Below are 14,381 nucleotides of genomic sequence, written 5' to 3' on the forward strand. Positions count from 1 at the left end.
GATCATAATATGTTACAAAGGCTGTCGAAATATTTCGACAGCCTTTGTTTTTTTACTATTGCCATACGCCCAATATGCCGTTCTTTTCTAAATGTTTTACCTGTTCGACGATTTCCCGGTTGACTTCCGGGGCGAAGGCAGGAAGGGTTCCCCTATCGTCAAAAATATCCACGTGAAGCTCTTTGGCAAAAAGTTTGGCCAAATCGCCGAGGTTCCGGGAAAACCGATCACTTTTCCCCATCGCCATAAACAGATCGATCACGCCGGTTCTGATCATTTCATACTTGTCTGTTTTCATCAGTAATTTCCGGGTGGATTTGCCTTTGGCGGACGTTCCCGTAGTGGACATTTTTTCTTTTAACCTATCGATTGAATAACCGAGAATACTGGCGCGGTACGACCACCAGTTGGAAGCATTTCCACCATTCCTGTCCTCATAAACTTTGAGGTGTTGCTGTTCGCAGGCTTCCTGGCAGGAGACCAGTCCCAGGGTTTTGGTCAATTCAATAACGGCCACCACCTGATCATAAGTGAGCAATTCGGCATTCTCCACTTTATCCTCAATAGAGAACAGCCACTTGGCATATTTTTGCTTGACTTTACTGCGCGAATTCAAGGTAATCAGTTTGGCCAGTTCCACTGAAAGATAATAGTCGTCCAAAATAGGATTTTCATTAACCTTTCGGCGGGCAAAATCACGCATTTTCTCCGGCTTTCTGATGCCGTCACGAAATTCGTAAACATCATCGAGCCATTTTTTAATATTAATTGCAAAATGGTGATTCGCCAATTGTAACACAGCATGAAGATTGCTCGCTGTTACTACTTTTGTCCCTTTTTTACTGGTTAAAATCTCAAGATTCATAATGAGCTGTTATTGTTCCAATACAAATATAAACATTTTTGTTTTATTTATCAAGTATTTAAAACAATAAATTAAAAATAAACCCTATCGACTGGTTTTAAAGGCCTTACGCCCCGAAATCACACCATTTGTCGGATAGAATGAATAAATTTGAATCCCTTAAGGAAAAGCTTTTCCTTTATTCTTTACTTTTACCCGGCAATTGTCACCAAACAAATTAAGCTCAATCGGTATGAAAAAATTAATCGCCTTATTTGGCCTTTCCCTGCTGATCATGTGTTGTTTGCCTTCAAAGGGAATAACCCAAGCGATCGATCCTTCCAATATTGCAGAACGCTACCTCACACAAAATAAAGCCAAGTGGCAACTAACGCAGGATGATATTAAAAACCTGTACCTCAGCGATCATTATACCTCAAAACATTCCGGTATTACACATATCTATTTCACCCAGACTTATCAGGAGATCAGGGTGTATAATGCCATTGCCGGCATCCATATTACTTCCGAAGGAAATGTGGCTTTCGCAACAAACACATTTATTCCTGATCTTGCTTCAAAGATCAATACCTCCACTCCGGAAATCAGTGCCTTCCAGGCCATACAACTGGCAGCAGCTCATACCGGAAGCGGCCGTCACCAGGTGCATTTGATTAAAACCCTTTCTTCACAAGAATATCTTTTCGATGGCGGGAGTATTTCCAACAGCGACATAAGGGTTAAGCTAAAATTCCACCCCATTCAATCCACAGGGAAAGTCCGGCTATCCTGGCAACTCATGATCGATTCAAAAGATTCTCCCGACATGTGGAATATTCACGTAGATGCGGTAACCGGAGCAATAATTGAACAAAACGACCTTACCCTATATTGCAACTTTTCAACAGATGGAACATTACAAGACGATGATGATTGCACGGAAGTAGCAATACCTTATTCCCCGCAGGCAAAAAACTTTAATTTTACCGAAGGAAGTTATAATGTATTTCCGCTTCCGACAGAAAGTCCTATTCACGGGGATCGGGAATGGGTAATAGATCCGCACGATACCGCTGCCTCTCCTTTTGGATGGCATGATACTGATGGACAGGCTGGTGCGGAATATGAAATCACTAGAGGCAACAACGCCCATGCCTACCTCGACACGGAAGAAAATGATGCTTCAACAGGAGATGAACCTCAAGGGGGATCAGGCTTAATTTTTGATTTCCCATTCGATCCGCTTTTACAACCTGAAGCCAACCAGGAAGCTGCTATTACCCAACTTTTTTATACGGTTAATTACATTCACGATTTCTCTTTCCACTACGGTTTTGATGAAGCTGCCGGTAATTTCCAGACCACGAATTATTCCGGGGAAGGGTATGGAAGTGATCCGGTCAACGCGGAAGGCCAGGATGGTAATGGCACCAATAATTCAAATTTTTCAACTCCTGCCGACGGTGCACCGGGCAGGATGCAAATGTACCTGTGGAACTCTCCTGGCGGGCAGCTGCTCAATGTATTGGAGCCCACCAGTATTTCCGGTTTGTATAATACAGGACACGCCATTTACGGCCCGCCGCTTACCACGGAACCCATTATTGGGGAATTAGTTGAAGCTTTCGATAACAGCAACAACCCATCTCTGGGTTGTGGTACGATAATAAATGCCGATGAAGTAAATGGGAAAATTGCCCTGATCGACCGGGGCGACTGCGTATTTGAACGCAAGACACTCAATGCAGAAGCCGCGGGGGCTATAGCGGTGATCATCTGTAATTATCAACAGGGTACAACTACCATGGGAGGCAGTTTTAGTACGGAGGAGCCTACCATTCCCACCATAATAGTCGAACAATCCGCTTGCCAGGTTTTCCGTCAATTGATCGAAGAAGGCATTACTGTTTCACTCGGGGTGCAGGATGACGGCACACCCAACGTACTCGACGGGTGTTTTGATAACGGAGTGATCATTCACGAATACGGTCATGGCATTTCCAACAGGCTGACCGGAGGCCCTGCACAGGAAGCCTGCCTTTTTAACGACGAGCAAATGGGCGAAGGCTGGAGTGATTTTTTCACCCTGGTCAGTACCGTAAAACCCGGCGATTCAGGAACCACTCCGAGAGGAATTGGCAATTATGTCAACAAAAGCGGGGTCAACGGCAGCGGTATCCGCCGCTTACCTTATTCGACCAATATGAACATCAACAACCAGACCTATGATGACATCATTGGGACCGACAAGCCGCACCCTTTGGGAGAAATCTGGACTGATGTGCTTTGGGATTTATACTGGGCGATGGTAGATGTGTATGGTTTTGATGAAGATCAAACCACGGGATCAGGGGGTAATAACATGGCGATCCAACTGGTTATGGATGGGATGAAATATCAACCCTGTAACCCTGGTTTCATCGATGGCCGGAATGCCATTCTCGCTGCCGATGACATCCTTTTTGACGGTGCCAATGCCTGCCTGATATGGGAAGTGTTTGCCAGAAGAGGATTAGGTTATGATGCTGATCAAGGCTCCGTATTTGATCGAAATGACGGATTTCCAGGTTTTGAGGTGCTTCCCGAGTGTATTAAAGAATTGAAAATAGCCAAGGAGGTGACCCCAATTATCAATGCAGGAGATGAAATTACCGTTACTTTAACGGTGAGAAATCATAAAGAAGGGACCGTCAGCGGAATCATCGTCAATGATGAAATACCCGAAGGAGCTGAATTCATAAATGGATCCGCGACGGGAGCTACAGTTGAAATTTTGGACAACATGCTTTCCTTTGCAATTGGCGATCTGCCACCAGGAGATTCCAGAACGATTTCTTATAAACTAAGTACATCCATTACGCTTTTCTCCCAAAGCCAGTTTTTGGATGATGTTGAAGATGGGGACGGTAAATGGGTTTTTGATAACCTTACGGGAACCGCCATTTGGAATATCTCCGGTGCAGATCCCCATTCCGGCAGCTATTCATGGTTTGTGCCGGATACGGAAGAGCGTAATGACCAGGTGCTTTATTTTTTTGACCCCTTTCCTGTTTACGGCAACCAGCCTGTATTGCGTTTTTTTCACAAATATGACACCGAACCAGGAACCGATGGCGGTTACGTTGACATCTCTGTGGACGGAGGCGAAAGCTGGGAAAAAGTTTCCGCACAGGTGTTTAGAAACCCATACCGCGGAGGCATTGCATTTTTGACTTTTTCACAAACCAACGTAGATGCCTTTTGGGGCCAGAACCTCGAGTACAAGGAATCTTACATCGACCTGTCTCCCTTCCTCGGGGAGTATATCCTGGTTCGCTTCCGCTTCGGTTCGGATGGAGAAGAAGCCGGGCAAACAGAGGACGGTACAGGTTGGTATGTCGATGATATTGAGATAACGGATATGTTCAACTACCATACCGAAGCTTGCCTTTATTCTGATGAAGGAGATGTGGTTTGCGCCTTTGCCGATGGAAGAGGCACTGTCGTAAATGCAGGCGACCCCAACCCTGTTCAGGAAACTTTAGACAATAATCATTATGCTATTTTTCCGAATCCGGCCGGAGAAGTGGTTAACGTTGACTTTAATCTCAACAGGAATGCCTCGATGACTTTCGAAATAATTTCGGGAGATGGCCGTGTTTTGAGCAGAGAGGCGGGAGACTTCAACCCCGGCAGCCACCATATGGCACTGAATATATCTGCATTGCCCCAGGGCATTTACTTTATAAAAATCTGTTCTGGAAACGAGTTGTTTACTGAGAAAATTTTGGTTAAATAACACATTTGTTATGGTACTTTTTTTTAAAAAAATCAATTTTTTTTAAGTCAAAATTTATGAAAAAGATTTGGAGCAAGGGCTCCAAATCTTTTTTTTGAGATTTTATCCCTTTTTTTACAAATTTCTGATCTTTTTTGAATCCCAAACCCCTCCTTTTACGTATAAACAACCGTACTTCAAAGAAAGCAACAATGTCACACTATTTACACTACCCCTAATGCAGCAGATCTAGGATAGCGGGATCATAAAATTTAAAACCCTTATGATCTTCCTTATCCGAATCTACTGAAAACATACTACAGAACAAACTAAACCTTCAGAAATGCAACATGAGGAAACCTCTGACATCGCAAAAAAAGATTGGATGTCCCGTCAATTAGCACAACAAATTTTCTTTAAAGAAACAGGAAAAACCTATTTTAGAGCTGAAAAGCAAACCCTTGAAAAGGTTAAAGTTGGATCTACAGAAGAAAATTTAAGCTTGCCGGAACAAAAATTAAAAAAGAGCGAGGCACTTCAAAGTGCAATTCTCCAGGCATTGCCGGGAGCTAAATTCCTGATCAGCAACGAGGGTGAATTCCTCCATTGTTATCCCAGCAAGGAAATTGAAAATTTCATTTCCGGATCCGGGTCGTTAAAAGGTAAAAAACTGACCAAAGTATTTCCAACCTATATCACCCAGGCCATTCTTTCCAACATAAAAAAATCAATTGAATCGGGCGCTGTACAAACATTTGAATTTTTGATGCCCAAAAACGGCATCATGTTTCATTATGAGGCAAGAATTAACCTTGTATCTCCAACTGAAGTCATCGCCATTTTCAACGACATCTCGGAAATAAAACATGCCCAGGAGGCACTGAAAGAACATTTGAATGAACTCGATGAAAAAAACAGACAATTAAAAAAATACATTGACTCCAATCTCCAACTGGAAAATTTTGCCTACATCGCGTCACACGATCTCCGGGAACCACTTAGAACCATCAGAAATTTTGCAGAACTCCTCAAAAACAGATATGCCCAGCAACTCGATGAATCTGCTATCAATCATATTAACCTGATCGTAAGCGGTGCATCGCAAATGAACAACCTTGTCGAAGACCTGCTGACCTATTCCAGGGTAAATACAGAAAACCATAGTATTGAACCAATAAAAACCAAAGACTTGCTGAAAGAAGTTCTTGTAGGTCTTGAGGGTTATATCAAGGAAACAGGAGCCATGGTAAAAGTCAAAGAACTCCCGAAAATGATCTTCGCCAACCCGACCAAAATGAAGCAGTTGTTTTTGAACCTCATTACCAACGCCATAAAATTCAGAAAACCGGAAGTCCCTTCACAGGTAATCCTATCCATGAAAGATTTCGGCGACTACTGGAAAATAAGTGTCGCAGATAACGGCATTGGCATCCGTAAAGAGTTTCAGAAACAAATTTTCATGTTGTTCAAAAAATTGCACAGCAACGGCGAACACCCAGGAACCGGTTTGGGCCTGGCCATTTGTCAAAAGATTATTGAACAACACCAGGGAAACATCTGGGTGGAATCAGATGAGGGGCAAGGAGCTGTTTTCTGCTGCACCCTCAAAAAAGATCTGAAAAACGAGGAGGAAGCCTAAACAAACATGTGTCATCCCGAATTTTCAAAAACTGTCTGAAATAGAAATTTTTTGATTATTTGAAGTATTTTTTAAATGTAAAACCTGCCTGCAGACGCAGGAAGGCAGGTGTAAAAGTGAGTGGGCAAAACGTGTGGGTTTTGGAGAAAAAGTCAATTTTTGTCTCAAAACACCTAACCCATGACCCAAACACTTCTAAATTTTGCGGTTTATTTCTTTTGTAAAAGAAAAATCCCGAATTTAATCTGATTAGATGAAATTCGGGATGTCTCATGTTTGTTATTTTTATAACCCTTCCTGGCAAAATTATCCGGCTTCTGCCACAACTTCTTTTACCTCAGGAATCATTCTTTGCAACATTCCCTCAATACCCGCTTTCAACGTCATGGTCGAGGAAGGACATCCACTGCAGGAGCCTTGCATCAAAACAGTAACTCTTCCCTGGTCATAACCTTTAAATGCGATATTACCGCCATCCATCTCCACGGCAGGTTTTACATAAGTCTCGATAAGATCCTTTATTTTGGTGACGATCTCCGCATCACGTCCGGTGTAGTTATCGCCTTCACGCTCTGCAGCCATTTTCAACTGGGCATCGGCAAACCCTTCATTGATAATCGCTCCGTTATTGTTCAGGTAATTCTTAATAAATTCCTTGGCCACCAGCATGATATCTTCCCAGGAATAGTTAATCTCCTTGGTGATGGTGACATAATTATTACTGATATAAACGCCTTTGACATAAGGTTGGTCAAACAAAGATTTTGCCAATGGAGACCACTCTTCAGCCAATTCAACTGTATTAAAATCAGCCGTTCCGTTATGCAACATGCGGTTGGTTACAAACTTAAGTGTCTCCGGATTGGGTGTTTGCTCCGAATACAACATCAATGGGCGATTTTCTCCTTTATTTTCCATGATTTTTTCCTTATTTAGATTGATTCTACAAAGATAACGCTATTTCTTTTGCGAAGTTTAAAAAGATCAAAAAAAGTTGCGGGTTACTGTTCAAGAGCTAGAAAACCCCATGAACAGTAACCCGCAACTTTGAATTCTCAACTAAACTTTGTATCAATCAATAATTTCCACCACAAGAGTCGTCTCATCCACTGAAATTATTTTCCAGGTCAATTCAAGAGTACCGCCCCAATAAGTAGAGTTGATTTTTATGATGTCTTCTTCCTGCTCTTCCCAGGTTCCGGTAAAATCGCCATAACTGATGGGCGGGGTTCCGCACCATCCTTCATTTTTTCTTTCAAGAAGGGAACCATCCTCAAAAAAGGCAATCCCATACCCCTCCACAAAACCGTCAGCACGATCATAGGTGACCAACCCGCTATTGTCCCATTGAGGATTGATCCAATAACCCGCTAAATCCTGATCAGGAGTCAATTGATTTTTTTCACAGCCGAAGGCCGTAATAAGCAGCACAAACGATAACAAATAAATTTTCATAGCTTTTGTTTTAGATGATTAAGAAGGATCCTGAATTTGCCCCATAAATAAAACACTGTTGGTTACATTATCCCTGATAAAAAGGAGAAACGGGCGGTCCAGGATCATGTATGGTTTTGATGGCTCCGTTGATGTCGTTTCAATGCCAATGACCGTTACAGCAGCAGCTTCCGTTCCCTGCTCGTCGATCTCAAGGAAAGATTTATGCAAGACTTTGCTCACCACCAGCCCGCCCGGACCCAGTTTGGATAAATCAGCCCTTTCGGTAAACAAATCCTCCATGCCCAGGGCATACAGTATATCCTTGAGTTCATTTTTGTAGTCAAGTTTAAACTTCGGCATTTTGTATATCATCTCCTGGGAAGCGAAAGCACTTATCCAGCTATCCCAGTTTTCCTGATTGAGCAGAGGAACGATTCCGCCGATGCCAATATCGTTTTTCGGGAGCATTAAAGTCATGGAAAAAGTGCCATCACCATAAGGAAGATCCACGGCCTGGAAAAGGTCATTTTCAAAATACGAAAGAGCTGTTGTTCCTTCCCAACCCATCATATCCACAGGAACAGGATCACCCGCCGGGCGGTAAAAGTTTGTTTCGTAAGTTTGTTCTTCATCAAAGGTGTACTGCCAGTCTCCCTTAAAGTATATGGCATTGATCAGGTACATGATGGCGGCATCGGGAATTTCACTGAGTACCGTCGGGATTTTTCCATGTGTGTTATCGCTTACCCAGGTGTTGATCAGGTCAACGGTTGCCGGATTCCTGAAATCCGCATCCACAACTTCGCTATTGAAATAAGTGGCATTCACCTCCAAAAATTCCGGATAAACCGGATAGTCCTGGTGGTACCAGATGGAATTGGCCAGGTCTAGCTGGACGGAAGGATCCAGATCGGGTAAGGTGGTCAATAAATATTTATAAGCCTCATTGACTGCCTGTATATCAAGCCCCTGTGTTTGCAATACTTCCTGCATCTGGGTTTTGGTATTTCCGTCCGCCCCGTTCTGTGTCATGGTCAACGCCGTGCTGATACTCAAAGGAGAGATAAAAATATTTTCATCCGGGTTTTCATCGTGCAAAGCCTTGAAAATGTTGAAGCCGAACATGTTATTGGCATCCACCAAAACACAACCATCACTGTTTTCGCAATCAAAAGTGATTAAATTCGTATCATCACCAGGAGTGACATTTTCAGGGGTGCACTCGGAAAAAAGAAGAAACCCTAAAATCAAAAAGAACAAATAATTTTTCATAACCTAAATTTTTATCAAATGGAATTTTTTAACATCCTAACCTGTTAGACATTATATTACCAGGCTGAGGTTGGGACATTTTTCATCCTTTTACAAAAATAGCGGGGGCTCCAAAAAAAAACAATGACTTTTACAAAGGCAAAAGTTTGCTGAAACAAATAGCCACCTTGAAATAAATGATCCTTTTTCGAAATAAATGTGAACAGTATTTCTGGCTATCGGTATCATTCCCTTTTTTGTCTCCTAAAAAGTGACACCTTTGGACTCAAATCCCTATCTTTGCCCGCTTAAACAGAAAAGTATAAATCGATAATGAATATTTCTTTAAACTGGCTCAAAGATTACATAGATATAAACCTGGACCCCAAAAAAGTGGGTGAAATTCTTACCGATATCGGACTTGAAGTGGAGGGCGGAGAAGAAGTTGAATCCGTTAAAGGGGGATTGGAAGGGATCGTGATCGGTCAGGTCAAAACCTGCGGCAAACATCCCAATGCGGATAAACTTTCCGTAACGAAAGTAGATATTGGCGGAGAGGAAGACCTGGCTATCGTTTGCGGTGCCCCCAATGTCGCGGCCGGACAAAAAGTTTTGGTAGCCACCATCGGCACTACTTTATATGCACCTGATGGCAAGGCATGGCAAATTAAAAAGGGAAATATTCGCGGAGAAGTTTCCGAAGGGATGATCTGTGCAGAGGATGAATTGGGACTGGGGACCAGCCACGAAGGGATTATGATTTTGCCGGAAGATACCCCAATAGGGACTTTAGCAAAAGATTATTTCAATCTCGAAACAGATTATGTTTTTGAAATCGGGTTGACCCCCAACCGATCCGATGCCACCAATCATATTGGAACGGCCCGGGATCTTGCCGCTGCCTTGAAAGTTAATTATGGATACAGCGGTTCCCTTAACATGCCTAAAGTCGATGATTTTAAAATCGACAGCAACGACCTTTCTATTGAAGTCGTGGTGGAAAATACCGAAGCATGCCCTCGTTTTTCGGGGGTTGCTATAAGAAATCTGGAGATCAAAGCATCCCCCGACTGGCTCAAGCGGCGTATTGAAGCGGTTGGAGTAAAAAGCATCAACAATATAGTGGATATCACCAATTTCGTTTTACACGAATTAGGTCAACCGCTGCATGCCTATGATTTTCATGCCATAAAAGGACAAAAAATCATTGTAAAAACCCTTCCGGAAGGCACCATTTTCAAGAGTCTTGAAGGAACAGAGCGGAAACTCCGCGGGGAAGACCTGATGATCTGTGACGGTGAGGGCAAAGGCATGTGTATCGGTGGCGTTTTCGGAGGATTTGATTCGGGGATCAAGGAGGGAACCACAGATATTTTCCTAGAAGCGGCACACTTCAACGCAGGTTACATCCGCCGGTCGAGCATGAGCCACAATCTTCGTACCGATGCGGCAAAAGTATTTGAAAAGGGCAGTGACCCCAATGTCACGGTATTCGCGCTAAAGCGGGCGGCCATGCTCATCAAAGCCCTCGCCAACGGAGTAATTGCTTCAGACATCGTAGACATTTATCCGAAACCTATTGAACCGGTAAGGATCAAATCTACTTACGCCAATATCAATCGAATGATAGGCGTGAACATACCTCCTGAAAGAGTCACTTTCATTCTGGAGGCCATGGATATGGAAATTCTGGAAAAAGATGATCATGGGTTCATGGTTGCCGTGCCGACCAACAAAGCGGACGTCACCCGGGAAGCGGATCTAATCGAAGAAATTCTGCGAATTTACGGCTTCAATAATGTGCCCATTTCCGGTCATATTTCTACTGCTGTAATTACAGGACTGTACCCAGACCCGAATAATGTCCGGAATAAAATAGCCGATTACCTGGCGGCAAACGGATTCAATGAAATGATGGCGGTTTCGCTCTCAGAATCACGCTATTATAAAGATATCATGCATGATGTTACCGGGGAAAACCTGGTTTATATCAACAACACTTCCAATGTTCACCTGGACATCATGCGGCCACATATGGTGTTCAGCGGGCTGGAAGCCATTGCGCGGAATCAAAACCGCCAGAGTCCGGATTTGCGGTTATTTGAATTTGGAAAAGCCTACCGAAAAATAAATGACGGGTATAGTGAAATAGAACAGCTGACCCTTTTTATGACGGGCAAACGTCATCCTGAAAGCTGGCTTAATGACGGAAAAGCCATGACCAGTTACTTCACCCTCAAGGCGTTTGTCACCAATATTCTCAATCGCCTTGGCGTCACCACTTACCAGTCCTCAGCGATCCAAAATGATGTTTTTTCTTTTGGAATGCGCTATCACCGTGGAGAGCAGGAAATAGTCTCTTTTGGTAAACTGGCTACCCCCCTGATCAATAAATTAAATTTAAAAGGAGAGGTATTTTATGCTGAGTTCAACTGGGCTCCCATTTTCAAGGCATGCCGTAAACATAACATTATAGTTGAATCTCTAAATAAATATCCTTCCGTAAGAAGAGATTTGGCACTTGTTGTTGAAAAATCCGTAAATTTTATTGATATTGCATCAATTGCGGCGAAGACCGGGAAAAAATTGTTAAAAGACATCAACTTATTTGATGTCTATGAAAGCGAAAAGCAATTAGGCCCTGGTAAAAAGTCTTATGCCGTGAGTTTTATTTTCGAGGATCCTGAAAAAACAATGAAGGATAAGGATATCGAAAAAATTATGTCCCAAATGATCCAAAATTATGAGTCTCAGTTGGGAGCAGTAATTAGAAAATAAAAACAGATCGGGAAAAAACATTTTTTGTTTTCGATCTGTTGAACTGATCCCCGGGCACATAGAAAACTATGTGATTGGATTTTTAATTTTTTTTAAATTTAATTTACGCCACAGCGTCGATTATGTCAGTCACAGATTTATTTGAAAATATAGAACTAAAAATCAGGCAACTGGCCCTCAAGGTAGAGCGGCTGGAAAAAGAAAATTTATCCCTCAAAAACGAAAATGAAAAACAAAAAGTTGAACTGGATCTTCAAAGAGATACAGTGAATGCTTTGAACGAAAAATTACTGGATGCGCAAAAGGCAATTACCAGTAAAAAAAATGAGGACAGAGAGCATTCGGAGCAACTAAAACAGCAAATGGATCAATACATTAAAGAGATAGACAAGTGTATTGAATGGTTACACAATAATTAATTATGGACGGGCACGATGTTAAAAACATAACGGTTGTTATTGCCGGCAGACCCTACCCGCTAAAGGTTCAGGAAAGGGATGAACCGTCCATCAGAAAAATAGTGAATGAAATCAATGAAAAAGTAAATGATTTTCAATTGACATACACTAATAAAGACAAACAGGATTGCCTCGCGATGGCAGCACTAACCTTCGCAGTCGATAATTATAAAACCCGCTTGTCCAACGTAGCCCTCGAAGATGATGTTTTAGTTCAAAGGCTGGAAAATATTGATATTTTGCTTGAACAATTACTTAAATAAGTATTTGCTCAGTTCATCATTTAATATTACTTAGGCCTCTTTCCGAAAAAGTTGATTTTAATAATCCAATCTTTTCTCTCTTCTCATTTTATATTTTTTTTAAATTTCAGGGATTCAGGTAATTGTTTTACCTGCTGACTTTTTATATAAATACATAAAAACAAACCATTATGGATATAATATCAATAGGCATAGGGGTCGTCATTGGCCTGATTGTGGGTTTTATTGTAGCAAAATTCATCACCGGCAAGGCAAATAAAAGCAAGATCGAAGAGATGAATGCGAAAGCTGACCAGATCATCAAAGAAGCCCGAATTTCCGCCAGCAGAATAGAATCTGAGGCCGACATGAAGGTGGAAAAATTGATCAGCCAGGCTGAAATAAAAAATGAAAAGACCAAACAAAGAAAAATTCAGGAAGCCAAAGATAAATTTGCCCGCTACCGCTCAGAGTTCGAAAATTTCAAAAGCGAACAGAAGGTCGAAATGAAGGAGCGTGAAATGGAAATCAAGGCATTGGAACTTGAATTAAAGCAGAACCAGGAAAAATTTGAAGAAGGAAAAAGATCTTTTGAAAACCAAAAACTGGAAATTGAAGCACAAGAGGCCGAATTGAAAACCATCCGGGAGAATCTGGACACCCAGTTGAAAATTGTCGCCAAAAAGAAAGAAGAGTTAAGTGCTGCCAACGAACTCCATATCAAAGCCCTGGAACAAGTGGCAAAACTCTCTGAACAGGAGGCCAAAGAACAATTACTCGATGCCGTCAAAGCCAAAGCTGAAAATGATTCTCTAGCCTTGAGAAAGGAAACCATTCAGCAAGCCAAAACCACGGCCAATAAGGAAGCCAAAAAGATTGTCATCCAGACCATCCAGCGTATGTGCGCTGAATATACCATTGAAAATACCGTTTCCGTCTTCAACCTCGAATCGGATGACCTTAAAGGACAGATCATCGGTAGAGAAGGCCGTAACATTCGTGCCCTCGAAGCTGCCACAGGCGCAGAAATCGTCGTAGATGATACTCCGGAAGCGATCATCATTTCAAGTTTCGATCCGATCCGGAGAGAAGTGTGCCGGCTTTCATTGAAGAAACTGGTCGCTGACGGCCGTATCCACCCGGCACGTATTGAAGAGGTCGTGGCAAAAACCCGCAGCCAGATTGAAGAACAGATCATCGAAATCGGTGAACGTACCGTTATAGATCTTGATATTCACGGCCTTAATCCTTATCTCGTAAAAATGGTGGGCCGGATGCGCTTCCGTTCTTCTTATGGTCAGAACCTGCTCAAGCACTCTATGGAAACCGCTAATCTTTGTGCCGTGATGGCCGCAGAGCTCGGGCTCAATCCCAAACAAATTAAGCTGGCCAAACGCGCAGGACTATTACACGATATAGGTAAAGTAGTGGAAGAAGAAAGTGAAATGTCACATGCCATCCACGGTATGAAACTTTGTGAAAAATACAACGAACACAAAGTAGTTATCAATGCTGTGGGAGCCCACCACGATGAAATTGAAATGAATAACATCATTTCTCCGATCGTCCAGGCTTGTGATGCCATTTCAGGAGCCCGTCCGGGTGCCCGTAGGGAAATTCTGGAGAGCTACCTCAAGCGAATCACCGAACTGGAAGAACTGGCACTCGCTCACGAAGGGGTGCAAAATGCTTACGCAATGCAGGCAGGCCGTGAATTGCGCGTCATCGTTGAATCAGAAAAAGTTTCTGACCAATACGCAGATGATCTCGCATTCATGATCTCTGAAAAAATACAGGATGAAATGCAATATCCCGGTCAGATCAAGGTGACGGTCATCCGCGAAAAACGAGCTATTTCATTCGCGCGATAAATGATTTTATCTTCATCAGGCAAAACACCGGGCAGCGTTTGAGTTGTTCGGTGTTTTTTTTTCGCAATACCTTCAATCAAAATGAAAAATATGAAATCTCCAAT

Annotated in this window: 10 protein-coding genes; 6 read left to right on the forward strand and 4 right to left on the reverse strand. The window is 42.5% G+C overall.

The window, feature by feature from the left end; all coding sequences use genetic code 11:
• Positions 1-55: 55 nt before the first annotated feature.
• The gene (locus tag H6571_13980) at positions 56-865 is read right to left on the reverse strand and encodes a hypothetical protein (protein MCB9324844.1); all 810 of its coding nucleotides are present in this window, start codon (positions 863-865) and stop codon (positions 56-58) included.
• Positions 866-1,097: 232 nt separating this feature from the next.
• Here H6571_13980 and H6571_13985 point away from each other — a divergent pair, with 232 nt between their 5' ends.
• Both H6571_13985 and H6571_13990 read left to right on the forward strand, forming a co-directional pair.
• Complete coding sequence (locus H6571_13985; GenBank protein ID MCB9324845.1) at positions 1,098-4,622, forward strand: T9SS-dependent M36 family metallopeptidase; 3,525 nt, start codon at positions 1,098-1,100, stop codon at positions 4,620-4,622.
• 364 nt (positions 4,623-4,986) lie between these two features.
• Complete coding sequence (locus tag H6571_13990) at positions 4,987-6,240, forward strand: hypothetical protein (GenBank protein MCB9324846.1); 1,254 nt, start codon at positions 4,987-4,989, stop codon at positions 6,238-6,240.
• A 306-nt stretch (positions 6,241-6,546) separates the two neighbouring features.
• On the opposite strand, the gene H6571_13995 is transcribed toward H6571_13990, so the two are convergent.
• The 3 genes from H6571_13995 to H6571_14005 all read right to left on the reverse strand — a co-directional run bounded on the left by H6571_13995 (position 6,547) and on the right by H6571_14005 (position 8,949).
• Positions 6,547-7,158, reverse strand: a complete 612-nt coding sequence (locus tag H6571_13995) for a NifU family protein (GenBank protein ID MCB9324847.1) — start codon at positions 7,156-7,158, stop codon at positions 6,547-6,549.
• 153 nt (positions 7,159-7,311) lie between these two features.
• The gene (locus H6571_14000; GenBank protein MCB9324848.1) at positions 7,312-7,695 is read right to left on the reverse strand and encodes a hypothetical protein; all 384 of its coding nucleotides are present in this window, start codon (positions 7,693-7,695) and stop codon (positions 7,312-7,314) included.
• Positions 7,696-7,713: 18 nt separating this feature from the next.
• The gene (locus H6571_14005; GenBank protein ID MCB9324849.1) at positions 7,714-8,949 is read right to left on the reverse strand and encodes a serpin family protein; all 1,236 of its coding nucleotides are present in this window, start codon (positions 8,947-8,949) and stop codon (positions 7,714-7,716) included.
• A gap of 312 nt (positions 8,950-9,261) precedes the next feature.
• On the opposite strand from H6571_14005, the gene H6571_14010 reads away from it, so the two are divergent.
• From H6571_14010 to rny, 4 genes are all read left to right on the forward strand, one after another.
• The gene (locus tag H6571_14010) at positions 9,262-11,706 is read left to right on the forward strand and encodes a phenylalanine--tRNA ligase subunit beta (protein ID MCB9324850.1); all 2,445 of its coding nucleotides are present in this window, start codon (positions 9,262-9,264) and stop codon (positions 11,704-11,706) included.
• Positions 11,707-11,828: 122 nt separating this feature from the next.
• The gene (locus tag H6571_14015; protein ID MCB9324851.1) at positions 11,829-12,125 is read left to right on the forward strand and encodes a hypothetical protein; all 297 of its coding nucleotides are present in this window, start codon (positions 11,829-11,831) and stop codon (positions 12,123-12,125) included.
• A gap of 2 nt (positions 12,126-12,127) precedes the next feature.
• Positions 12,128-12,427, forward strand: coding sequence for a cell division protein ZapA (locus tag H6571_14020; protein MCB9324852.1), 300 nt, complete (start codon positions 12,128-12,130; stop codon positions 12,425-12,427).
• Positions 12,428-12,597: 170 nt separating this feature from the next.
• On the forward strand, positions 12,598-14,277 hold the full coding sequence (rny, locus tag H6571_14025; GenBank protein MCB9324853.1) for a ribonuclease Y: 1,680 nt from the start codon (positions 12,598-12,600) through the stop codon (positions 14,275-14,277).
• Positions 14,278-14,381 lie beyond the last annotated feature (104 nt).

This window comes from Lewinellaceae bacterium (assembly GCA_020636105.1).
GTDB lineage: Bacteria > Bacteroidota > Bacteroidia > Chitinophagales > Saprospiraceae > BCD1.

Excerpts from the sequence above, each read along its gene's own strand:
- H6571_13980 (MCB9324844.1), bottom strand. The coding sequence starts at position 865 with ATGAATCTTGAGATTTTAACCAGTAAAAAAGGGACAAAAGTAGTAACA.
- H6571_13985 (MCB9324845.1), top strand. The coding sequence starts at position 1,098 with ATGAAAAAATTAATCGCCTTATTTGGCCTTTCCCTGCTGATCATGTGT.
- H6571_13990 (MCB9324846.1), top strand. The coding sequence starts at position 4,987 with ATGTCCCGTCAATTAGCACAACAAATTTTCTTTAAAGAAACAGGAAAA.
- H6571_13995 (MCB9324847.1), bottom strand. The coding sequence starts at position 7,158 with ATGGAAAATAAAGGAGAAAATCGCCCATTGATGTTGTATTCGGAGCAA.
- H6571_14000 (MCB9324848.1), bottom strand. The coding sequence starts at position 7,695 with ATGAAAATTTATTTGTTATCGTTTGTGCTGCTTATTACGGCCTTCGGC.
- H6571_14005 (MCB9324849.1), bottom strand. The coding sequence starts at position 8,949 with ATGAAAAATTATTTGTTCTTTTTGATTTTAGGGTTTCTTCTTTTTTCC.
- H6571_14010 (MCB9324850.1), top strand. The coding sequence starts at position 9,262 with ATGAATATTTCTTTAAACTGGCTCAAAGATTACATAGATATAAACCTG.
- H6571_14015 (MCB9324851.1), top strand. The coding sequence starts at position 11,829 with ATGTCAGTCACAGATTTATTTGAAAATATAGAACTAAAAATCAGGCAA.
- H6571_14020 (MCB9324852.1), top strand. The coding sequence starts at position 12,128 with ATGGACGGGCACGATGTTAAAAACATAACGGTTGTTATTGCCGGCAGA.
- rny (MCB9324853.1), top strand. The coding sequence starts at position 12,598 with ATGGATATAATATCAATAGGCATAGGGGTCGTCATTGGCCTGATTGTG.